At 65.6% G+C, this 24770-nt stretch carries 10 protein-coding genes; all 10 read left to right on the forward strand.

The window, feature by feature from the left end:
- The first annotated feature begins 3 nt into the window (after nt 1–3).
- The 10 genes from ACZY1F_RS06455 (at nt 4) to ACZY1F_RS06500 (ending at nt 24742) form a co-directional block, all read left to right on the forward strand.
- Nucleotides 4–1101, forward strand: coding sequence for an adenylate/guanylate cyclase domain-containing protein (locus ACZY1F_RS06455; protein WP_463941140.1), 1098 nt, complete (start codon nt 4–6; stop codon nt 1099–1101).
- Between the two features lie 121 nt (nt 1102–1222).
- On the forward strand, nt 1223–7423 hold the full coding sequence (locus ACZY1F_RS06460) for an Ig-like domain-containing protein (RefSeq protein ID WP_463940920.1): 6201 nt from the start codon (nt 1223–1225) through the stop codon (nt 7421–7423).
- Nucleotides 7424–7586: 163 nt separating this feature from the next.
- The gene (locus tag ACZY1F_RS06465) at nt 7587–13670 is read left to right on the forward strand and encodes an Ig-like domain-containing protein (RefSeq protein WP_463940921.1); all 6084 of its coding nucleotides are present in this window, start codon (nt 7587–7589) and stop codon (nt 13668–13670) included.
- Nucleotides 13671–13760: 90 nt separating this feature from the next.
- Nucleotides 13761–14732 carry an AAA family ATPase gene (locus ACZY1F_RS06470; RefSeq protein WP_282329195.1) on the forward strand — a complete coding sequence of 324 codons (972 nt, stop codon included), beginning with the start codon at nt 13761–13763 and terminating at the stop codon, nt 14730–14732.
- Between the two features lie 53 nt (nt 14733–14785).
- Complete coding sequence (locus tag ACZY1F_RS06475) at nt 14786–16117, forward strand: DUF58 domain-containing protein (protein ID WP_463940923.1); 1332 nt, start codon at nt 14786–14788, stop codon at nt 16115–16117.
- Nucleotides 16114–18714: a transglutaminase TgpA family protein gene (locus ACZY1F_RS06480; protein WP_463940924.1), complete on the forward strand. Its 2601-nt coding sequence runs from the start codon at nt 16114–16116 to the stop codon at nt 18712–18714. Before ACZY1F_RS06475 ends, ACZY1F_RS06480 begins: the two co-directional genes overlap by 4 nt.
- A 218-nt stretch (nt 18715–18932) precedes the next feature.
- A complete protein-coding gene (locus ACZY1F_RS06485; protein ID WP_463940925.1) occupies nt 18933–20219 on the forward strand; it encodes an RDD family protein in 1287 nt (428 codons plus the stop codon).
- The gene (locus ACZY1F_RS06490; protein ID WP_463940926.1) at nt 20216–21118 is read left to right on the forward strand and encodes a PP2C family protein-serine/threonine phosphatase; all 903 of its coding nucleotides are present in this window, start codon (nt 20216–20218) and stop codon (nt 21116–21118) included. The genes ACZY1F_RS06485 and ACZY1F_RS06490 overlap by 4 nt, the downstream gene beginning before the upstream one ends.
- A gap of 1 nt (nt 21119) precedes the next feature.
- Complete coding sequence (locus ACZY1F_RS06495) at nt 21120–22928, forward strand: FHA domain-containing protein (RefSeq protein ID WP_463940928.1); 1809 nt, start codon at nt 21120–21122, stop codon at nt 22926–22928.
- Nucleotides 22925–24742, forward strand: coding sequence for a serine/threonine-protein kinase (locus tag ACZY1F_RS06500; protein ID WP_463940929.1), 1818 nt, complete (start codon nt 22925–22927; stop codon nt 24740–24742). The genes ACZY1F_RS06495 and ACZY1F_RS06500 overlap by 4 nt, the downstream gene beginning before the upstream one ends.
- Nucleotides 24743–24770 lie beyond the last annotated feature (28 nt).

The raw sequence follows: 24770 nt of genomic DNA on the forward strand, positions 1-24770 counted from the left end.
GAAATGGACCTGCCGGTTCCCGCCGTGCCCGAAACGGCCCACCCGGCAACAGGCACACTGTCTCCCGAGCGGGTAGCTGCCAAGGCCCTCGAAACCCGCCTGTTGGGCGGCGAGCGGAAGCTGCGCCGCCGTGAGGTGGCCGCCGGGGCAGGGCTGTCCCTCCTTTCGGCCCGGAAGCTGTGGCGTGCCCTCGGTTTCCCCAACTTCGGTGACGAGGACGTCGCCTTCACCGAAAGGGATCAGGCCGCGCTGTCCACCGTGGTTGACCTGGTCCGCACCGGGGTGCTCACCGAAGAAGCCGCCATCTCCGTGACCCGGTCCATCGGACAGATGACAGACCGCATGGTGGTCTGGCAGATCGAGGCCCTGGTGGAGGACATGGTCCACGAACAGGGCGTCACTGACGCTGTGGCCCGCAAGCGCCTCGTGAAGGAACTGCCGTCCTTGCTGGACGCGCTGGAGGAGATGCTCGTCTATTCGTGGCGGCGGCAACTCAATGCCGGCGTTCAACGCCTTGCCGTGCGTGCGGAGGCCGGCCTGCAGGCCAGCGAAGAAGGCCGCGACGGCGATGAAGACGATGCCCCCCTGCCGCTGGCCCGCGCCGTCGGCTTTGCCGACCTGGTTTCCTATACGAGCCTCTCCCGCCGGATGAATGAAAAGACCCTCGCCCGGCTGGTCCAGCGCTTTGAGAACAAATGCGCAGAGATCATTTCCGTCGGGGGAGGGCGGCTGGTCAAAACAGTAGGCGACGAAGTCCTGTATATCGCGGAAACGCCGGCTGCCGGAGCCGAGATCTCGCTGGCCCTGGCGCAGGCGTTCACCGAAGACGAGATCCTGCCGGAAGCGCGGGTAGCGATGGTCTGGGGCAGGATCCTGTCCCGGCTGGGGGACATCTACGGCCCCACCGTCAACCTCGCCGCCAGGCTCACCACGCTGGCGGATCCGGGAACGGTCCTGATCGACTCAATGACTGCTTCCGCACTGGACCAGGACAAGCGATTCGTTCTCGTTCCGCAGCCCGCGGAGAATGTCCGGGGGTTCGGCGAAATCCACCCGGTACGCCTGGCCCGCGGACAAGGAAAAGGCCTGGTCCTCGACTAGGGCGTTACGGTCGCCACGTATTTATCCACTTGATGGTGAATGCCGCTATAGTCGGTTGTGCCCGGCTGCAGCGGACCGTATATCGGCCCGGCCGGAGTATTACTTGGGGGAGAAACCGGCCATGAAGCTTCGCCGAACGGCGCGCGCCACAAATCCGCGCGCCACAAACCTGCCCGCAGGAGACGGCGGTGGCTGGACCACCCGCCGCGGCATTCTGCGTTCCCGCGCCGTTGCGGTCACGGCGCTTGCTGCTGCCGCCGTCCTCCTGGTGACCGGTGCGATCATTTATCCGGGGTTCAAGACCACTGAGGTGGAGTTGAACGACGGCGGTGTGTGGGTGGTGTCGAAGTCCAAGAATGCGGTGGGTCGGCTGAATTATCCGTCGCGGGTTTTGGATGGTGCGGTCACGCCGGCGAGTACCACTTTCGATATTCTCCAGAACGCCGGGGATGTGTTTGTGGATGATGAGACGGGTTCGACGTTGAACCAGGTTTCTCCTGCGAACATGCGCCTGGGCGGCGACAAACAGTTGCCGGGGTCGGCGGAGGTGAGCTTCGGCGCGGCAGTCATTTCCGTTACGGACGCGGCGAAGGGCAAAGTTTGGGCGCTTTCACCCTCCACAGTGAACGGTTTCGACGAGGAGTCCACCGAGCCCGTGCTGGCTGCTTCGCAGGGCACGGTCTCCGCGGTTGGTGCCGATGACCGGATCTACAGTGCGGACCCCAAATCCGGCGTGGTGACTGTCACGTCGGTGAACGCGGACGGCGCAGTAGTGTCCACTGACTCGAGTACGTGGGGTGAGTTGAAGGGTGCTGGGGACCTGCAGATCACGGTGGTGGGGGATAAGCCGGTGGTGTTGGATGCTGCTGCGGGGAAGCTGTTCCTGCCCGGTGGTAAGCGGTTGCAGTTGGAGAATGCGCGGGATGCGAAGCTGCAGCAGGGTGGTCCGGCGAGTGATTTTGTGGCGGTGTCGACGCAGAAGGCGTTGTTGAAGCAGCCGTTGGATGGTTCGACGGCGAAGGCGGTGGCCTTTGATGGTGAGGGTGTTCCGGCGGCTCCGGTGCAGTTGGCCGGGTGTGTGCATGCGGCGTGGTCCGGGGCGAATAAGTACGTCCGGGATTGTGTCAATGATGCTGATGATAAGAACGTTGACGTGCCTAAGGCGAGTGCGTCGCCGTCGTATGTTTTCCGGGTGAACCGGGACCTGGTGGTCCTGAACGATGTGAACTCCGGGAATGTGTGGCTGGTGAACCAGAACATGCAGCTGGTGAACAACTGGGACGACGTCATCCCGCCGAAGGAAACCTCCGACGATGCGGACAAGGACTCCGCCGACGAAGTCCAGCAGACAGTGTTGCCGGACCGCACCAAGCCCAACAGCGCACCGGTGGCCAACCCCGATGCGTTCGGCGTCCGCGCCGGAAAGACCACAATCCTCCCGGTCCTGGACAACGACACCGATCCCGACGGCGACATCCTGACGGTTCGTGCAGACGCGGACCTGAAGTCCGGGTCCCTGTCGCCGATCTACGGTGCCACCGGCTTCCAGATCGCGGTGCCGGCTGACAAAACCGGTACTGAGACCTTCAAATACACGGTGGACGATGGCCGCGGCCTGTCAGGGACCGCGGACGTTGCCCTGAACATCGTGCCGCCGGGGGAGAACTCTGCTCCGCGGCAGAAGCCGAACCGCAACACCACACTGGTGCTGCAGGCCGGGAAGAGCATCACCCAGAACATCCTCACCGACTGGATTGACCCCGACGGCGACGACCTCTTCGCCGTATCCGCCACGAGCCAGGACCCGCAGGACCAGGTCAGGATCCGCCCGGACGGCCAACTGACGTTCCAGGACTCAGGCACCGCGCCGGGACGCAAAGTCCTGACAGTAACAGTCTCGGACGGGCAGGCCGCCACCGAAGGCAAGATCACCGTTGATGTCCGTGCCGCGGGCGCGCTGCCGCCGATCGCCAACGCGGATCACGTCATTGCCGTCGCCGGTGCGGACACCGTGATCACGCCGCTGAAGAACGATTCGGACCCGCAAGGCGGAGTGCTGAGGCTGGCCCAGGCGACGCCGGATGCCCAGTCGTCGGCGACCCTGAATCCTGACCAGCAGACCTTTACCTTCAATTCCAGCTCCCTCGGTGCCCACTACGTCTCCTACCTTGTGACGAACGGGCCCGCCAGCGCCCAACAACTGGTTCGCGTGGACGTCGTCGCCGGCAACAATGAGGGCGCGCCCGTGGCAGTCCGTGACATTGCACTTCTCCCCACCGGCGGCAATGTCCTGGTGGACGTGCTGGGCAACGATTCGGATCCTTCCGGCGGAGTCCTGGTGGTGCAGTCCGTGACCGCGGATGCAGACCTTCCGGTGAGTGTGGCCGTACTGGACCACTCCGTGGTCAGGATCACGGATGTCCGTGCCGAAGGCCAGTTGAGCATCAAGTACGCCGTCTCCAACGGGCGTTCCTCCGCCACCGGGGAGATCTCCGTCCTGGTGGTCCCGGCGCCCACGAAGCTCCAGGCGCCCCAGGCCAAACCGGACGAAGCCACCGTTCGGACAAACGACGTGGTCAGCATCCCGGTGCTCGCCAATGACACGGACCCTAGCGGCCGCAAGCTCACGCTCGTCCACGACCTCGCGCAGCAGCCGGACACCGCGGACGGCAGGATGTTCGTTTCCGGGGACTACCTGCGGTTCGTGGCGGGTGCGGAGCCAAAAACCGTCTACGCCATCTATAAAGTCCAGAACGAGTCCGGCCAGGTGGACTCACAACAGGTCACTATCCGCATCCAGGCCCGCGATGATGAACGCAACTCCCGGCCGGAGCCGCGGAACCTGACGGCCCGGGTTGTGGCCGGCATGGTGGTGAAGATTCCGGTGCCAATGGACGGTATCGATGCCAACGGCGATTCCGTCCAGCTCCTTGGCATCGACAAAGCGCCCGGCATGGGAACGGCAGTGGTCAAAGACGGCTACCTGGAGTTCACCGCTGCCGGCGACGGAGCGGGAACTGACACCTTCACTTACCGCGTCCGTGACCGGATCGGGGCGGAAAACACCGGGACCGTTATTGTCGGCATCGCACCGCCTGAACCCAATAACCAGAAGCCCATCGCCGTTGACGACGCCGTGGACATCAGGCCCGGCCGGAACGTGGCGGTGGAGGCGCTATCCAATGATTCCGATCCGGACGGTGACCCCATTGCGTTGCTGTCGGATGCGTTTGAAGCAAAACCGGAGCTTCAGGTTGAAGCCACAGAGTCTTCCAAGGTCCGTTTCCGAGCCCCTGCGGTGACGGGCAACGAGAGCATCCGTTACCAAATCCGGGACGACAAGGAGGCCCAGGGGAGTGCGGTCATCCGCATCCGGGTCAGCCCCGATGCCCAACTTCAGCGCCCCATTGCCAAGGACGACACGGTCACCCTGGCTGAAACGCTGGGCAAGTCAGCGGTAGACGTTCCCGTCCTGAAAAACGACTCTGATCCCGACGGCGTGGCCGAAGAGCTGCGTATTACCCTGCCCGACGGCAACCCCAATGCCCGCGACGGCGGCTCGGGAAACGTTGTGGTGACTCTCGCTCCCGGTGATCAGATCATTCCCTACACCGTCACTGACGCGGACGGACTGGCCTCCAGTGCGGTCATGTGGATTCCAGGCCAGGGTGCGCCGTACCCAACGCTGGCCAGAACAGACACCGTGGACATCATGGCGGGCACGGAAATTACCCTGGACCTCAACGAGTACGTCCGCGTCCGCGACGGCAAAAGTCCCCGCATCACCGTGGCGGACTCCGTCAAAGTCCAGGGCGCATCTCCGGAAGGCGTGATCGGCCGTGACGGGACAGCGCTACGGTATGCGGCCAAGGCCGACTACGTTGGCCCCGGTTCGCTGACCTTTGAAGTCACTGACGGCAACGGGCCTGATGACCCGGAGGGCCTGAAATCCACACTGGTGATCATGACCCGGGTTTTGCCCGATCCCAACGCAAACCACCCGCCCACCTTGAGCGGTGCATCCCTGGACGTTCCGAAGGCAGAAACTGCAGCCCTGGATTTGCGGCCCCTCGCTGCGGACGTGGATGAAAAGGACCAGGGAAACCTCAAGTTTGAGCTCGACGGCGGACTTCCCTCCGGGTTCTCCGCAAGCCTCGAAGGAACCACTCTGAAGGTCAGTGCCGAAAACACGGTACCGGCAGGGTTTACGGGGAACATCCCAGTGCGCGTGACCGACGGACGATCACCCGCCGTCAAAGCCACAATCGCCGCACGCCACGTCGCTTCCAACCGGCCAATGCCCGTGGCCAATGACGACATCGTTGAAAAGGCCAACGCAGGACAGACGGAGACCGTCAACGTACTGGGCAACGACGTCAATCCTTTCAGCGATACCGCGCTCAAAATCGTGGCGGCCACTGTGGAAACGGGATCGGCTGCCGGTTCGCCGACGTTCGCCGGCGATTCGGTCACCGTCACCCCAGCCGCGGGTTCCAAGGGTGTGATGGTTGTCCGCTACACCGTGGTGGATAAAACCGGCGACGTGTCCCGGCAGACCGCTGGCCGGATCCGGCTGACAGTCCGCGACGCACCGGACGCGCCGTCAGCCCCGTCCGCGACGGACGTCAGGAGCCGGACTGCTGTGCTCAAATGGGCACCACAGTCGGACAACGGCGCGGCCATCACCGGCTACACCGTCCGGTCCAACACCGGCTTCGAGCAAAAATGTGCCACCACCACGTGCACACTGACCGGGCTGACCAACGATGTGAAGTACGTTTTTACGGTCACTGCGACGAACGAGGTGGGTGACTCCCAGGCTTCCCCGCAGTCCAACGAAATCCGGCCCGACGAGAAGCCATCCCCACCGGAGGCTCCCAATGTTAAGGCCGGCGACAAGAACATGGTGATCAATTGGCAGGCCGCCAAATCCGAGGGCTCGGCCGTCAAGCACTACAACCTTGAAATCTCCCCTCCGCCCGCGAACGGCATCGCCATGAAGAACGAGGTAGCGGGGCTGAACTACACCTGGCCCGGACTGACCAACGGCGTGAAGTACAAGGTCCGTGCTCAGGCTGTCAATGAATTGGGTCCCTCCGATTGGGGAACATACTCAGCGGAAGACAACCCTGCAGGTGTTCCTGCAGCCCCCGCAGCCCCCACTTCGGCTGTGGCATCCTCGGTGGGCACCCAGAACCAGCTCCGCGTGAATTGGACCGAGCCGAACACCAACGGCGATCCCATTAGCAAGTACTACGTCACGATGACCGGCGGTGGACGGGCGCCCCAGACACAGGCCGTTGCAGGTACTCTCCGGGCTGCGACGTTCACGGCCGACAACTCCGAAACGGGATACAGCTTCACTGTCCAAGCTGAAAACAAGGCCGGCAAGGGCGCCGTCAGCCAACCCTCGGCCCCTCGCCGCGCCACCGGAAAACTCGCCACCGTCTCGGGCGTCAGCGCCACACCTGCCAGCACAGGCGGAGCAGGACGGCAGTTGACGATCGACTTTCGGGAGCTCACAGCGGCCGAACGCAATGGCTCTGCCAGGGAAGAAGTCAGCTACAGCTATAACGCCAGCAACGGGACCACCGGACCGGTTGTCCCGGGCCAGACGGTGGGCGGCTTTGCCAACGGCTCCGCCGTCAGCATCACGGTCGTGGCCAACTCCAGCGTCGCCCCCAGCTCCGATGCCAGTGCCCGGGCAACCGCGACCCCCTATGGCTCGCCTGGCACGCCGTCGGCCAGCGGCCGGAACGGTGCCCTCAACGACCAGACTGTGACCCTCAACTGGTCCTCACCGTCCACGTCCACTAACGACGTCGCGGAAACCCGCATCCTCATTAGCGGTGGTGGGTGGGAAAGTGTTGCGCCGTCCGGAAGCCGCACCATCAACACCGGCGGGTGGGAACAGTCACGCACCATCACGGTGCAGACCTTCAACTCTCTAGGCACCGGGAGCGCGCAGGTCAGCGCTAGCGCCACCTCCGGTAAGCGCGGCGAGTGGACCACCCGGCTCAGTTCGGCAGACCCGAACTTTGTCCGGTCCTGTACTTACACCCTGGGCGGGGCGAACTACCGGCCAGCGCCCTACTACGACTGCGACGGCGTCAATGCGCACCGCCAGCCATGGCTCTACGTTGCCGACAACCACAACCTGATCGTGCGCTGCTACATCGTCCAGAGCGACCACTGGACCCCCAGCCCTATCCGGACCTGGTACCGGATCGAGGCAGGCTCCGCCAGCAACGTGGGCCGCTACGTGGTGGCAGGATCCACCACCCTTGGGGAGCCTGGGAACTCGGGAGTGCCGCCGTGCTGAGCTGGATGACAGAAGAAAGTGCAGGTCAGGCCGCAGGGGAGCGCTCCCCATCGCGGTGCTGGCTCGGGTTGGGTAGGCTGGCGCGGGGAACAGAGAGCCCGGTATCGGGTCTTTGGAGGGGTCGCCACGGGGGCAGCCACACAATTGAGGGACAAGTAACGCTGTGACATCACTGCTGGGGAAGTTCGGTCTCAAGAAGCGCCACAACAAGATCGTTACCGGGTCGGCCTTTGCCGCGGCCGGCGCCGTGTTGGTCGCCGGTGCGATCATCTATCCGGGGTTTAAGACCACTGAGGTGGAGTTGAACGACGGCGGTGTGTGGGTGGTGTCGAAGTCCAAGAATGCGGTGGGTCGGCTGAATTATCCGTCGCGGGTTTTGGATGGTGCGGTCACGCCGGCGAGTACCACTTTCGATATTCTCCAGAACGCCGGGGATGTGTTTGTGGATGATGAGACGGGTTCAACATTGAACCAGGTTTCACCCGCGAACATGCGCCTGGGCGGCGACAAACAGCTTCCGGGCTCAGCGGAGGTGAGCTTCGGCGCCAGCGTCATCTCAGTGACGGACGCAGCATCCGGCAAGGTCTGGGCCGTGTCGCCCTCCACCGTTAATGGTTTCGACCAGGAAGCATCTGAGCCCGTGATGGTGGGGTCCGAAGGCCTGGTCTCCGCGGTGGGTACCGATGACCGGATCTACAGTGCGGACCCCAAATCCGGCGCGGTGACTGTCACGGCGGTGAACGCGGACGGGGCAGTTGTGTCCAGCGATTCGAGCACCTGGGGTGAGTTGAAGGGTGCCGGGGACCTGCAGATCACGGTAATGGGGGATAAGCCGGTGGTGTTGGATGCTGCTGCGGGGAAGCTTTTCCTGCCCGGTGGTAAGCGGTTGCAGTTGGAGAACGCGCGGGATGCGAAGCTGCAGCAGGGTGGTCCGGCGAGTGATTTTGTGGCGGTGTCGACGCAGAAGGCGTTGTTGAAGCAGCCGTTGGATGGTTCGACGGCGAAGACGGTGGCCTTTGATGGTGAGGGTGTTCCGGCGGCGCCGGTGCAGTTGGCCGGGTGTGTGCATGCGGCGTGGTCCGGGGCGAATAAGTACGTCCGGGATTGTGTCAATGATGCTGATGATAAGAACGTTGACGTGCCTAAGGCGAGTGCGTCGCCGTCGTATGTTTTCCGGGTGAACCGGGACCTGGTGGTCCTGAACGATGTGAATTCCGGGAATGTGTGGCTGGTGAACCAGAACATGCAGCTGGTGAACAACTGGGACGACGTGGTTCCGCCCAAAAACGAATCCGATGAGCAGGACCAGGAATCGGCGGACAACAACACAGTCAATGTCCTGCCGGACCGCACCAAACCGAACCGGCCGCCGGAAACCAAACCGGAAACCCTGGGCGTTCGCCCGGGACGGACCACCATCCTCAGCGTCCTGGACAACGATTCAGATCCCGACGGCGACGTCCTGACCGCCGCCGTTGGTGGTTCAGGGCCTAAATCCGGCACTCTGGAGAGCATCTACGGCGGCACCGCGTTCCAGATGTCCGTGCCCGCGGACGCACGGCCCGGGACCGAGACGTTCAGCTACAACGCCGCCGACGGCCGGGGACTTTCAGCAGGCGGGCAGGTCACCCTCAATGTCGTCAGGCCTGAAGAAAATAGGGCCCCTGTCTTCAAACGCGGCGGAGATTCCACCACCATGCTGGTGGAGCAGGGCAAAACGGTCAGCCAGAACATCCTCACCGACTGGGTGGATCCCGACGGAGACGACCTCGTCCTGCTGGACGCCAAGGCAGACAATGACCAGGACCAGGTCAAAGTCCGCCGTGACGGACTGCTGACGTTCCAGGACTCCGGAGCCACCGCCGGCAAGAAAAACGTGGAAATCACCATCTGGGACGGCCGGGCGACCGTCACCGGAAAAGTCGTGGTGAACGTCCAGCCGCCGGGTGCCCTGGCCCCGGTAGTCAACGCCGACCACGTCACTGCCGTGGTGGGCCAGGACCTCGTCATCGCGCCCCTGAAGAACGACGTCGATCCCAACGGCGGTGCCCTCCGCCTGGCGCAGGTGGAGGCCAACGGTCCCGCCGAATTGGGCCCCGTCACCGACGGCGGAACCTTCACGTTCCGCAGCACCACACCCGGTCCCGTCTACCTGACCTACATTGCCAGCAACGGCCCGCAGAGCAGCCAGGGCCTGATCCGCGTTGACGTGGAATCCGGCAAGGACGCCGGTGATCCCGTGGCCGTGCACGATGTGGCACTGATGCCCACCGGCGGCAGCGTTCTGTTGGATCCGCTGGCCAACGACTCGGATCCGTCGGGCGGCGTGCTGGTGCTTCAGTCCGTGAAACTCCCGGACAACACCACGGCCTCAGTCAGCGTGATCGACCACAGCGTCCTGCGCATCACTGATGTGCTCGGCACCAAGGACCCGTTCCTTTTTGAATACACCATGTCCAACGGCAAGAAGTCAGCCACCGGCAGCGTCTCAGTGGTCCCCGTCCCGGCCCCCGCCGTCGTCGAAGCACCCCAGCCCAAGCCGGACGAAGTGAACGTCCGGGTCAACGACGTCGTCACCATCCCCGTGCTGGACAACGACACCCACCCACAAGGGCAGCAATTGACGGTGGACCCGGTCCTGCCGCAGGGAGTGGATGAACTGGACGGCAAGAGCTTCGTCTCCGAAAACACCCTGCGCTTCATCGCCGGGCCCCAGCCAAAGACCGTTCGCGCCATCTACAACGCGGTGGACCCCCAGGGCCAGAAGAGCGCAGCCGCCGTCACCATCCACATCCTTCCCCTGGAAGGCGCCGAGAACTCCCGGCCGCAGCCCCCGAACCTTACGGCGCGGGTGGTGGCCGCGGGCTCCGTTCGTATCCCGGTCCCGCTGGACGGCATCGATCCCGACGGCGACTCCGTGCAGCTGACCGGTATCGACAGCAGCCCGTCGATGGGAACCGCCACGGTGGGCAGCAACTTCATCGACTTCACCGCTGCCGGTAACGGCGCCGGAACCGATACATTCCGCTACAAGGTGGTGGATCGACAGGGCGCGGTTAATACCGGAACCGTGACGGTGGGCATCGCCCCGCGGGGTGAGACCAATCAGAACCCCACCCCCGTTGATGATGAGGTCAAGGTCCGGCCGGGACGGCAGATCGCCGTCGACGCCACCGGGAACGACACTGATCCCGACGGCGACATCATCCGCATCCTCACGGACGGTATCGAGGCAGATGACGCCCTCCAGGCCACCGTCAGCAGGACCAGCGGCCGCATTATCCTGACCGCTCCCGGCGCTGCCGGGACGGTCAACGTCCGGTACTCGATCGCCGACGACCGCGACGCGATCGCCCAAGCCACGATCCGCGTGGTAGTGGATAACGAGGTTCCACTGAAGGCACCCATTGCCCGCGATGACCGGGTGACCTCAGCCCAGGCGATGGGCAAGACTGCGGTGGACGTACCGGTTCTGAAGAACGATGAAGACCCCGACGGCGTCGGCGAGAACCTTAAGCTGAGCACCGAGGCCCTCACTGCCCGCCCGGGGCCTGACGGTACCATCCTTGTAGACCTGACCGAACAGCCGCAGCTGATCCCATACACCGTCGAAGACGTGGACGGCCAGAAGTCTACAGCCATCATCTGGGCGCCGGGTCTGGGACAGCAGGTTCCCACCCTGGCCAAAGACGAGGTCATTGAGGTCATCGCCGGACAATCCGTCAACGTTGACCTCAAGGAGTGGGTTAAAGTCCGGGAAGCCCGCTCACCCCGTTTGACCCAGAAGGACCGGATCAAGCTCATCGGTTCAGATGGCAGCAACCCGGTTTCCGGTGACGGAACGGCGCTGAAGTACACGGCTGGCGTTGACTATGTGGGCCCTGGCTCCCTGAGCTTCGAGGTTACCGACGGCACCGCCGTCGACGATCCTGCAGGGCTGAAATCCACCCTGAGCATCCGCACGAAAGTTCTGCCGGACCCTAACCGGAACAACCCTCCCACCCTGCTGGGCGCGAACGTTGAGGTACCCAAGGGCGAGTCTGCAGACCTGGACCTGAGCCGGCTGACCTCGGACCCCGACAGGGACGATCTGGACAACATGAAATACGAACTGGTGGGCGGTAGCCCGGCCGGCTTCAATGCCCGGATAGACGGCAAGGTCCTTAAGACATCCGTGGACGGCTCCACTGCCACCGGCACTTCCGGTGCGGTCCAGATCAAGGCTAAGGATTCGCGCGGACTTGAGGCCACGGCCACCTACCAGATGGCCGTCACGGCCTCCAACCGGCCCAAACCGGTGGCGAACGACGACCTCGAACCGAACTCGGCGGCGGGGAAACCGGTCACCGTGAAGGTCCTGGCCAACGACTCGAACCCCTTCCCCGAGACCGCCCTGAAAATTATTTCCGCGTCAACCGAGACGGGCCAGGGCGGCGCAACGGTGTCCGGGGATTCGGTGACGGTGACGCCGTCGGCCGGTTTCACCGGCACCATGGTGGTTGCCTACACGGTGGCAGACAAGACCGGGGACGATTCCCGCAATGCGACGGCCCGCATCAGGCTTACCGTCAAGGACAAGCCCCTCGCGCCGACAACTCCGCAGGCGCAGAGTGTCGGAGACAAGACCGCGCTGCTCACCTGGTCTGCCCCGGCAGACCGTGGCGCGCCCATCACCAAGTACTCGGTCTACGGCGAATCCGGCTTCAGGCAGGACTGCCCCGCGAACACCTGCACGCTGACCGGGCTGGTCAACAATACGAAGTACCACTTCGAAGTGACCGCCACGAACGAATTCGGCGAATCTGACCGTTCCCCGGCCTCCGCCGAGGTCCGCCCGGACGTCAAACCGGATACGCCGCTGGCGCCCACCTTGAAATTCGGCGACAAACAGCTTGCCGTGAACTGGGTGGCACCGGCCAGCAAGGGCTCACCCGTCAAAACCTACGATCTTGAGATCTCACCGGCCCCGCCGGGACAGAACGCCCAGATCCAGAACCTCACCGCCGTCAGCTACGTCTGGAAGGGCCTCCAGAACGGCGTGTCCTACAAGGTGCGGGTCCTGGCCCGAAATGATGCCAAGGATCCGTCCGAGTGGAGCCCGTATTCTTCGGCGGAAGTGCCTGCCGGTGTACCTGCCACCCCTGCTGCGCCCGCCGCTGCAGATGCCGGTTCGGTGGGGACCCAAAGCCAGCTGCGTGTCAGCTGGACCGCGCCGAACAACAACGGCGATGCGATCTCCTCCTACACCCTCAACACCCTGCGGGGCGGGGCCGTGGTGGCCACGCAGCCGGTAGCTTCCGGCACCACGCAGAACGTCACCGTGGACAACTCCGAGAGCAACTACACCTTCACCGTCTCCGCCACCAACAAGGCAGGCACCAGCGGCACCAGCAGCCCGTCAGCCCAGATCCGGGCTGCCGGCAAGCCAGGCCAGGTGAGCAGCGGAACTGTGGCAGACACCGGCACCAGCGGTCAGCTCCGCGTGACGTTTACGCCGTTGACCCAGGCCCAGCGGAATGGCTCGACGGTCACCGAAATCCAGTACACGTACAACGCGGACGGCAAGTCGGGAGGCATTCCGGCCGGCGGCGGAACCATCGGTGGCCTGACCAACGGCCGGGACATCACGGTCACCATCATCGCGACGTCCACCAAGAACAACGTCTCCGGGGATGCCAAGAACATTGGCTCCGGAAACCCCTACGGTCCGCCGAACGCGCCCAACGTGGACGGCCGGACCTCAGCCAAGGGTGATGGCCAGGTGCACTGGACCTGGAACAACCCCAACACCAACGGCCGTCCGCTCAACCGCTATGAAGTGAGCATGAACGGTGGTGGCTGGCAGAACGTGGGCCAGGCCAACAGCTTCGATGCCGGCGCTGGAGGCTGGAGCAATGGCCACAACCTGCGGGTCCGTGCCGTGACTGTAGTGGCTGGTGCCGTTGGCGGACCTGCCACCTCCACGTCCGGCGCCGACCCCACACCCCCGCCGCCGGCATCCCAGATCCAGGCGCACAACAGTACGTGCCCCGGTAAACCCGGCCAAACGGATACGTACAATCCGAGCGGTCCATCATGTGGCGCGGGTTGGGTGAAAAGTACCGAGGGCCGGCTCACTATCAATTGCACCAAGGACATCTACGGCAACGGAACGCCCTGGTTCCGGGTAACCGAAGGCAGCCACCCCGGCTGGTTCGTGAAATCCACCACCGTGGATATCTACGGACCGCGGCCCGGAGGCTGCTGATACTGGCCACCGGGCTGACCGACGGACACTGCGGGACCGGAACCGGGGCCGCGATGATTTTCCACCAAGAACAGAAAAGGACTTAACTTCATGACCATGACCACCGAGCAGGCCGAATGGTTTGCAGGCACTTTCGACAAGCTCGTTGCAAACGTGGGACAAGCCGTCCTGGGCAAGGACCACGTCATCCGGCTGACCTTCACCGCGATGCTGGCGGAGGGGCACGTGCTGTTCGAGGACGCTCCCGGCACCGGTAAAACCATGCTGGCCCGGGCCATGGCCGCCACGGTCCAGGGCTCAAATAACCGCATCCAGTTCACCCCCGACCTCCTGCCCTCGGACGTCACGGGCGTGACCATCTACGACCAGAAAACGCAGAAGTTCGAATTCCACAAGGGCCCGATCTTCAACAACATCGTCCTGGCCGATGAGATCAACCGTGCATCGCCGAAGACCCAGTCGGCACTTCTGGAGGTCATGGAGGAATCCCGGGTCACCGTGGACGGCGTCACGTACGAGGCCGGCCGGCCGTTTATGGTGATGGCCACGCAGAACCCGATCGAGCAGGCCGGTACGTACCGCCTGCCGGAGGCGCAGCTGGACCGCTTCCTGATCAAGACCTCCATCGGCTATCCGGACCACGCGTCCACGGTCCAGCTGCTCGGCGGCTCGAACCTGAAGGACCGCTCGAAAGAGATCTCCGCAGTAATCACCACCCAGGCCGTGGCGGACATGGCCGACCTCGCTGCCACCGTGCACGTGGACACGGCGGTCCTCGAATACATCTCCCGGCTCTGCGAAGAGACCCGCAGTGCGCCTGAAACCAGGCTGGGCGTCTCCGTGCGTGGCGCCATCGCCATGGTCCGCGCCGCCAAGGTCTGGGCCGCGGGGCAAGGACGGAACTTCGTCTTGCCGGACGACATCAAGGAACTGGCCGCCGTTGTGTGGACGCACCGGTTTGTGATGGACCCGGAGGCTGAGTTCTCCGGCGCCACCCCCGAGGCTGTCCTGGCCCGGGTCCTGTCCGACATCGCGGCACCGCAGCAGCGCGCCGCCGTCTGACGCTCCGACGGAGTTCCAGACCACCACTGACCAGCGCGAACAAAGGCACATTTATGTCCACCAGCACTCCGTTGACCCGGCTTGCTGAACGTCTCCGGCAACCTTTCCACCGGAACGGCAGACCCACCAGGCTGCATCCTTCGTCAGTGTGGGCCGAGGCCACGAGCACGGCCGCCCTCGCCCTCACACCCGCGTGGGAGAAGGTTCGTGGCCTGTGGCTGCGCTACGTGTGGCCTGTCCTGTCGGTGGTCAGCGTCCTTGGCTGGTCTGTCCTGGCCGCCTCCATCCTGCTGTGGACCGCCGGCCAGGCCTTCGGCTGGCAAGAGGCCAAAGCCGCTGCCATCGCAGCCTTTGTCCTTTTCCTGATCGCCATCGGGTTCATCCTGGGCCGGTCCTCCTACGGCGTGGTCCTGGACCTTGCCCGGACCCGGGTTGCGGTGGGGGACAGCGCGGTAGGAAGCATCGCCGTCTCCAACACGTCGGCCCGGCCCTTGCTGCCGGCTGCCCTGGAGCTGCCGGTGGGAAACGCCACCGCCGTGTTCCACCTGCCGAGGATGAAGCCTGCACAGGTGCACGAGGACCTTTTCACCATTCCCACCGCCCGCCGCGCCGTCATCGTGGTGGGCCCTGTCCGCTCCGTCCGGGCCGACCCCCTTCACCTCCTCCGCCGCCAGGTGCTGTGGACGGAACCGGAGGACCTCTTTGTGCACCCGAAGACGGTGGCCCTGGCCGGTTCCGCCGCCGGATTCATCCGCGACCTCGAGGGCATGCCCACCACTGACCTTTCCAGCGCGGACGTGTCCTTCCATGCCTTGCGCGACTACGTACCGGGCGATGACAGGCGGCACATCCACTGGAAGACCACCGCGCGGACCAACAAGCTGATGGTGCGCCAGTTCGAGGAGACCCGGCGCGCCCACCTGGCCATCTCGCTGTCCATCAACACGGACGAGTACGCGTCAGAGCAGGAATTCGAAATGGCCATTTCAGCGGCTGCCTCGATCGGGCGGCAAGCCATCCGCGAGCAGCGCGAACTGGACGTCCTGACCCAAAAGGGCCCGCTGCGCTGCGAAACCGGGCGGAACATGCTGGACGACATGACCCGGATCGCCGGGGCACCCATGCGCCGGACCGCCGTCGACCTCGCCCGCACCCTGGCCGACACGGTTCCCAACGCGTCAGTTGTCTTTTTTGTGGTGGGCAGCAACGTGACACCCGCCCAGCTCCGTTCGGCCGCGGCCTCCGTGCCGCTGGGCGTCAGGAGCCTGGCAGTGCGCCTCCAGATCGGTGCCGCACCGGGCCGCGCCAACATCGCGGACCTGACCGTGCTGACCCTCGGCGACCTCGCTGACCTCGCCATCGTCCTCAGAAAGGCGGCCGCATGAGCTCCGCACCGGGCCTCCGGCCCCGCCCGCAGCAGCGGCAGCATGAATCCTCGTTCGCCGACGGCCAGCCCGTCTGGCATTTTGTGCTCGACGCCGGCGCACTCACCGTCCTGCTGGGGTTGGGCCTGCTCGGCTTCAGCCTCAGCTTCGGCGGCGACCCGTACTACCTGGTCTCGGGCTTCGGCGGTATCCTTCTGGGCCTCGGCATCGCCGCCGCCAACGCGCACCTTCGGCTGGGTCTGCTGATCACCACAGCCCTCGCGCTGGGGGCCTACCTGGTGCTCGGCACGCTCCTCGCAGTCCCGGACGCGGCGATTGCCGGTTTTGCGCCCAGCCTTGACTCCTTGCGGACCCTGCTCCTGGGCGTGGTGTTCGCCTGGAAGGACATGCTGACGGTGGGCGTTCCGGTGGGGTCTGCAGGCGGCGTCCTGATCGTCCCCTTCCTGAGTTCGCTGCTCACCGCATTGGTTGGCGGTATCCTCACCTGGCGGCTGAAAACCCCTTACTGGCCGCTGCTTCCGGTGCTGGTGCTGTTCGTCACGGGCATCGCCTTCAGCACCAATGCAGCCTTCCTCACGGTGGAGCGCGGCATCGGGCTCACCGTCATAGCGATCACCTGGGCCACCTTCCGCCGCGACGCGCTGCGGCGCAGCGACACCCGCAAAGTGTCAGTCAACCGTCCTCAGACCGATGCCGCCACAGCCCAGCGGGCCAAGCTCCGCCGGCTGGGCACCGCCGCCGCCGTGATCGCCGCCAGCGTCGCCATCACCGCGGTGGCGGCGCCCCTGGTAACCGCCGGCGGTGACCGCAAGGTCCTGCGCAACGTAGTGGTTCCGCCGTTCGATCCCAAGGACTACATCACGCCCCTGGCAAGCTTCCGGACGTTCGTCAAGGACAAGAAGGACGACACCCTGTTTGTGGTCAAAGGACTGCCCCGGGACGGCCGTGTCCGGCTGGGGGCCCTGGATGCTTTCAACGGCACCAACTACAACATGGACCCCAACGGCTCCGGCAGCTTCAGCAAGGTGGGGGACACCGAATCCATCAACACCCTGGCCGACACCTCGGGCATCGTCCCCTCAAATGACTACTCCATCGACATCACCATCGAGGACTACCAGGGCTACTTTGTCCCGGGCGGCCGGAAGACCACCGGCCTGAGCTTTGACCAGAGTGCCTCCGCGGCGGCGTCGGGCCTGTACTTCAACGCGGGCACCGATACCGCAGTGACCACACAGGGCCTTTCCAAGGGCGATTCCTACAGTGTCCAGGTGTCCGATCCCGTGAAGCTAGAACACGGCCAGCTGACCCAGTACGACTTCGCGAAAGTTACGCTGCCGGACGCTGTCGAGGTCCCGCCGGTGGTGGGGTCACAGGCCAACGACCTCTCAGCCGATGCACCCACCGCGATTGACCGGGTCCGCCAGGTTGAGGCACATTTCCAAAAGACGGGTGCCTTCAGCAACGGCCTGGTCGCCGACGGTCAGTTGCCCAGCGTGTCCGGCCACAGCTCGTCGCGGATCAGGAACCTCCTGACCGCCAAGCAGATGCTCGGCGATGACGAGCAGTATGCCGTGTCCATGTCGCTGATGCTCCGCCACCTGGGGATCCCGTCACGCGTGGTCATGGGCTTCTACCCCGATCCGACTAGCCCGGAGAACGGCGCAGGCGAGGTAAAGATCTTGGGCAAAAACGTCCACGCCTGGGTTGAGGTGGCGTTCGACAGGGTGGGCTGGGTCAGCTTCGACCCTACGCCGCCCAAGGACAACGTCCCCATCCCGCCGGACCCTGAGAACAAGTCCAAACCCAAGCCACAGGTGCTGCAGCCGCCGCCCCCGCCGCAGGAACCGGCCGATCTTCCGCCGGATTCCTCCCCGGACGCCCTGGACGCCGACGACAAGAAAAATAATCCGTGGCTCTTCTGGGGTGCCCTCCTCGGTGCCCTTGGCATTGCCCTGATCCCGCTGTCCATCCTGGCGCTGCCGCTGCTGCTGATCGCGCTCCTGAAATCACGGCGCCGGAAGGCCCGCCTCACGGAGGGGCACCCCGCACAGCGTGTGGGAGGCGGCTGGAACGAAGTGGTGAGCCTCGCTACGGACATGGGTGCCGGCATTGACACGCGCGCCACCCGTCGCGAAAGCGCAGTGGTGCTCGCTGACTCGTTCCCCGCAACCGGTCAGACCACCACCATGCTCGCGCACCGGGCGGATGCCTCCATCTTCGGTGCCGGCCAGCCCAGCGAGGAGGAGGTCCGGGAGTACTGGACCATCGTGGACGGCTCGCTGAAGGAGATGACCGGAACTGTAGGGTTCTGGCGGCGCCAGCAGGCCCGCTTCTCGCCCCGGTCGCTGCTGGCCGATGGCCGGAACGCCCTTAAGCTGCGTGGCGCCAGGCTCGGGCTGGGTCCGCTGGTGCGTCCGTCGGGCCAGGGTTCCGCCGGATGGCGGTCGGCCCCCGGTAGGGTGGAGACCGGCCCGGACGCTGCCGGAACCCCGAACCCGGCAACTCAGGAAAGCGGAACCGGGACGGCGGCGTCGGAGCCTGATGAGTCCACCGTTCTGCGGAACCCTGGCAGGAAGAATCCCACTGAATCATGATGAACGAGGCCGAGCGCTGCCAGCGGTGCCAGCAACTGATCCGGGGCGGCGCCACGTTCTGTACGGCATGCGGTGCTCCGCTGCCCAACAGGGCAGCACGCAGCGGACGCAACGTGGACCACGCGCAGCGGGCTGTGATGGACCGTGCGGCGGCGCACGCCAGCCAGAATCCCGGTACTATCCCGGTAGTACAAACGGCTCCAGGGGGAGGAACGGGAATGGCAGCCAATCTTGAGCTTGTTCCGGCCACGGCGGGAAAACGGCTCGGCGCAGCAGTGCTCGACTGGCTGGCCCCCGTCGCGGTCCTGGTGGTGACTTTTGCCATCGGGTTCGCGGGCATCACCCGCACGCAAAGCGGCGGCTTCATCATCTATGACACCGGTTCGCTGGTCCTGTTCGGCAGCATCGGCCTGGGGCTGACGCTGGTGTATCTGGTGGTGCTGTCGGGCATGGAAGGCCGCTCCGGGAAGACCCTCGGCAACCATGTCATGGGCATCCGCAGCGCTGACAAGGATGGTTACGCCCCCGGCGGCGGAGGAGTGTTCCTGCGCGGCCTCATCACGGGCGCGGGCATCATCCTGGCGCTCCTGGCCGCCGTGGCCGTCGTCATCTTCAAATGGTTTGATGTGGCCGTCTTCATCCTCGGCCCGCTGCTGTTGATCGGCACCGTGTGGGCTGTGCTGGTGGTGGTTTCCAACACCTGGGACCGCAATGGAAGGCTCCGCGGCTGGCATGACACCGCGGCGAAAACACTGGTGTTCGACGTTAAGGACGGCCGCAACCCCATCACCTCCGGCGGCATCCAGGGGCCGTACAGTTTCGCGCCCCTGGACCTCCCGCCTGTCCAGCAGGTCGCCTCGCCAGTGGCGGGGGCCGCGAAGCCGCCGCAGGTTGGGAACGCCCAGGCGCCCGTGGCCCAGCCACCGGCGCAGCAGTGGCAGCCGCCGGTACAACAGCCCGCGCAGCCAGACGCTCCGCAGCCGGACGCGCCGCCGGCATCCGCACCTACGTCGTTTGCACCCCAGCCGTACGTGCCGCCGTCGTCCGCTCCTTTTCAGGCGCCGCAGGCGCAGGCCGCAGCCCCGGCGGTTCCCGCGCCGGGCACCCAGTCCCATCCCGATGACGACCTCGACCGTACGCAGATGCGCGGCGGCGCAGCGTATGCGGCGCCCGTCGCAGTGCTGCGGATTAAGCTCGACGACGGCCGGGACTTCCAGCTCGACCGCAACGTCCTGGTGGGCCGGAACCCCCTGGGCCAGGCGGGGGAGCAGCAGGCCCAGCTTCTGGCGATCACTGATCCCGGCCGCTCGATCTCCAAGACGCACCTCCACGTGCTGACCGACGGTGCCGGTATTTGGGTGACTGACCGGAACTCCACCAACGGCAGCGCCGTCACCACGCCGGACGGCCTGCGCACGCCGCTGCAGCCGGGCGTGCCCGCTTTTGTCAGCCCGGGATCCACTGTCCACTTTGGTGACCGCTCCTTCCACCTAGGACAGGCATGAACTCCCAGCCCGCCAGCGACTCAGCTGACGCAGACCACGGAACCGGCCTCAGCCTGAGTTACGGCTACGGCACGGACCGTGGGCTGCGCCGCGAATTGAACGAGGATTCCTTCATCGCCTCCGACCCCGTCTTCGCCGTGGCAGACGGCATGGGCGGACACGAAGCCGGCGAGATAGCCAGCGGCATGTGCGTGCGCGCCCTCGCTGCCATGCCACAGCTCGCCACCGGGGAGCGGAGTGTCACGGCGGCAGTGCTCCAGCAATACCTGCTCCGCGCCGACAGTTCCATCCGGGAGGTGACCGGCGCCCGCGCCGGGACCACACTCACCGGTGCCGTTGTGGTGGAACAGATGGGCATGCCGTACTGGCTGGTCATGAACATCGGGGATTCTCGCACGTACCGGCTGAGCCAAGGGCGCTTTGAGCAGGTCAGCGTGGACCATTCGGAGGTCCAGGAACTCGTGGACGCCGGTGAAATCACTCCGGAGCAAGCCGCCGTCCATCCCCGCCGCCACGTCGTGACGAGGGCGCTGGGGACCGGGGACGAGATCGAAGCTGATTACTGGCTCCTGCCCGTTGAAGAGGGCGACCGGATCATGGTCTGTTCCGACGGACTCAATGGCGAACTTACGGACGAGCACATCTCCCGGATCCTCAGCACCGTCGGACACCCGCAGGACGCCGTGGATGCCCTGATCCAGGCTGCGCTCCGCAACGGTGGACGGGACAACGTCACCGTCATTGTGGTGGACGCCAGGAACGTAATGAACGACGGCGGCATCGCCGTCACTGCGCCCCGCCCCGCCGCTGACGCGGCGGAGGAAGTGACACTGCCCAGGGGACAGATTGTTGACGCCAGCCGGCCGGCCGGCCAGGACGATCGAAGCGGGGAACGCTGACATGGCCATCGCAACGTACGCCGCGGGCACCTGGCTCGGTGTTGTCCGGGCCAACACTGTAGTCCTCCTTGGGCCCGGAACCCCGCCCGCCCTGGTCAAGTCCCTGTGGGAACTGCTGGAGCATGCCCCGGAAGTCCACGAAGTACTCCACGCCGTCACCAGCAGTTTCGGCGTTTCGCTGGCTCAGATACCGTCGTTCGGGATAGTCGATTCCGGTGACGCGCTCCGGGTCTTCCTCCGCGGCGACCTGGACCTGACCGTGCAGCTGCCCGGCGGCCCCCTGGACCTGAACGGGCGGGACGTCACCACCTGGACGGAGCGACGCCTTGACACCCCCGAGTGGTACCGCCTCACCGTAGCCGGGAACGGCCAGCACGGAGAAGTGTTGCCGCTCAGCGAAGGCGTGGTCCTGCTGGAGTCGCTGACAGTGTCGCTCACCGCCAGTCCGGTGGACGAGGTTATGGCCTCGTCCGGCCTGCCCGTTGAGGATGAGGCACCCACCCCTGCCGCCGCCGTCGTCCTCGTGGCGGACGCCGAACCTAAGCCTGTCGGTGCCGTCCTGGCAGCCGACCCTGAACCGGCCCTTGAAACTGAAGCAGAACCCGAACCCGCGCCGGAAGCTGAACCTAAACCGGAACCCGCGCCTGAATCTGAACCTGAACCCGAACCGGAACCGGACCGGGAGGTCTCGGACGAAACGGTGATGGGGGTTATGGACGATGACTCCAGCTTTGCCGCCGAAGCGCCGGAGCCCCACACAGACCTTGAACCCGAGCCGGATCCGGAGCCCACCGCCCATCCTGACCAGGTCCCGGCCCACGAAATGACCGGCAGCTATGACCACCTCTGGGAACGGACTGTGGTCCGCCGCATCGAGGACGCGGCGGTCCGGGACGAACCCGAGGAAGATCACGGCGCCCCTGCGGCACCAATCGACGCTGCTCAGGCGCCGGTCGGTGCGGCAGATGCGGACGCTGACGGGAAGCCGGACGCAGCGGCCGGCCTGGCCCCGGCTTCACCTGCCCCCGAATTGGCAGGTGCACCCGCCCCAACGCCTGCAGCCGCGGCGGCCGCCCGGACCATCGGCGGACTCATCGACTCGGTCCCGTGGCGGACCGGCGGGAGCACACCTGCGGCCCAGGCGGCGCCGTCGTCCGGGCTGCCGGAGTTGAATCTGCCGCCGTCGAATCTGCCCCCTTCGAATCCGCCCCCGGCGGACGTGCCGGCAGAAGCAAATGCAGCAGACCCGGACGCCGTGGATGGGGACCATGACGGACACACGATCATGAAGAGCGACCTCGCCGGAATGGCCGCGCATCCGGCCCCCGCTCCCGAGCCGGATTCCGCAGCCGGCCCACTGGTGCTGGCCCGGGTCTGCGACCAGGGACACGCCAACCCGCCCACCCACGCACAGTGCGCTGCCTGCGGCTCGCCGCTGCCCGCCGATGCTGTCCAGGTGGCCCGGCCACGGCTGGGCCGGATGCGGGTCTCGACGGGTGCACTGGTTGACCTGGACCAGTCGCTGGTCATTGGGCGGCAGCCGTCTGTTTCCCGGGTTCACGGTGGAGTTATGCCGAGGTTGGTCCAGGTGGCCAGCCCCAGCGGCGACATCTCGCGCTCCCACGTGGAAGTGCGTTTGGAAGGCTGGCACGTGATGCTCTGCGATCTGAAGGCCACCAACGGCACGGTCCTGGTCCGCGAGGGCCAGCCGCCCCGCCGCCTGGCCCAGAATGAGATGGCCATCCTGCTCGACGGCGACATCGCCGAATTGGGTGACGACATCTCATTGCGTTTTGAGGAGATTCTTTGAGTTCCAAACGGCCTGTTGCGCCGCCGCCCCCCATCCCGGGGTTTACGTACATCAGCCTGCTCGGCTCCGGCGGGTTCTCCGACGTCTACCTCTACGAACAGGACCGGCCGCGCCGGAAAGTGGCGGTCAAGGTCCTGCTGTCGGACCTGAAGACCGAGGGTGCCCGGCGCAGGTTCGAGTCCGAGGCCAACCTGATGGCCCAGCTCTCCTCCCACCCTTACATCGTGACCATCTTCGAGGCCGAGGTGACCGAGGCCGGCCACTCCTACTTGGCCATGGAGTACTGCTCCAGGCCCAGCCTGGACGTCCGGTACCGCCGTCAGCGCTTCAGCGTTGATGAGGTCCTGGCCGTCGGCATCCAGGTGGCCTCCGCCGTCGAGACCGCACACCGGGCCGGCATCGCCCACCGGGACATCAAGCCCGCAAACATCCTCGTGACCGACTACAACCGGCCGGCACTGACGGACTTCGGGATCTCGGGCACCTTGGGCGGCGACGCCGACGACGACGCCGGGATGTCCATTCCGTGGTCCCCGCCGGAACAGTTCGCGGACGGCCCCGTGGACGGCGTGATGGTGGATGTCTGGGCACTGGGCGCCACGCTGTACACCCTGCTGGCCGGCAGGTCGCCGTTTGTGATGCCAGGTACTGATAACTCCCAGCGCGAACTGATCTCGCGGATAACAAGCGCGGCGCTGCCGCGCTTGGGCAGGGCCGACGTTCCGGAGTCACTGGAGCGGGCACTCTCCACGGCAATGGCCAAGTCCGCGGCGTCCCGGTACTCCTCAGCCCACGCGTTTGCCCTCGCCCTGCAGCGGATCCAGGCCGAACTGAACCTTTCGGTCACGCCCTTCGAGGTACTCGAAGAGCAGCAACTGGAAGAAAACCACCCCGATGACGGCTTCGAGGAAACCCGCGTCCGGAGTATCGCGGCCATCGATCCGGAGCGGACCGGCAGCGCCCCTACTTTCCCGGCGCGCACCCGGCCGCAACGGCCCGGAACCGGTGCGCCGCCGTCGGGCATTCCGGCCGTCGGATTTCCCCCGGCCACTGCGGCCTCGGAAGGGCCCCGGCCCCAGGTTCCGGGCAACCTCTTTGCCGGCCAGCAGGCCGGCCAGCGCGTCGGCGGCAGCCAGGACGGCAACAGCCCCACGGGGGAGTGGGCCCATGCCACGATGCTCCGCGGCAGTGCACCGGCGGCGGAGTACGGGTCAGCGCCGGACGCAACTGTCCAGCGCCCAGGGCTCCTTCCTGCACAGTCCGGCCAGCAGGCCGGCCGCCCCGGCGCGCAGGGCAACCAGGCGGCGGGGGCCGAGCCCGAGATCGACGCGACGATCAGCCGTCCCGCCCCGGTCACGGAAACCGCCCCTGAAGTGGCGCCCGATCACGGCAAGCGCAACGTGTGGCTCGCCGCCGCGGGCGGAACGCTGCTGGTCCTCGCCATCATTGTCGGAATCGTGCTGGCGTCCTCGGCTCCGGCGCCAAAGGTCGAAGAGACCGGCCAAGTCAGCAAACCCCCGGTGGATGCCCTGGACAACGGGACAGTTCCCGACGTCGCGGATCTGGCGGGGAGAGTGGATGCCTCCGGTAAGGCGACCTTCACGTGGACCAATCCGCAGCCAAAATCGGGTGACGCCTATAAGTGGCGGGTCTACGCGTTGGGCAGCAACGGCGAGTACCAGTCCACTGCCGAGCCAACCGCCCAGGTGGCGTTGAATCCGACGGAACCCACCTGTATCCAGGTGATGATCGTCAGGAGCGACGGCGCGTTCTCACCGTTGGAAGAAGACTCGATCGCCTGCATCCGCAAGTGACGGCAGAGCAGACCGGAATCGTTAGTGA

This window comes from Pseudarthrobacter xylosi (genome assembly GCF_055412765.1).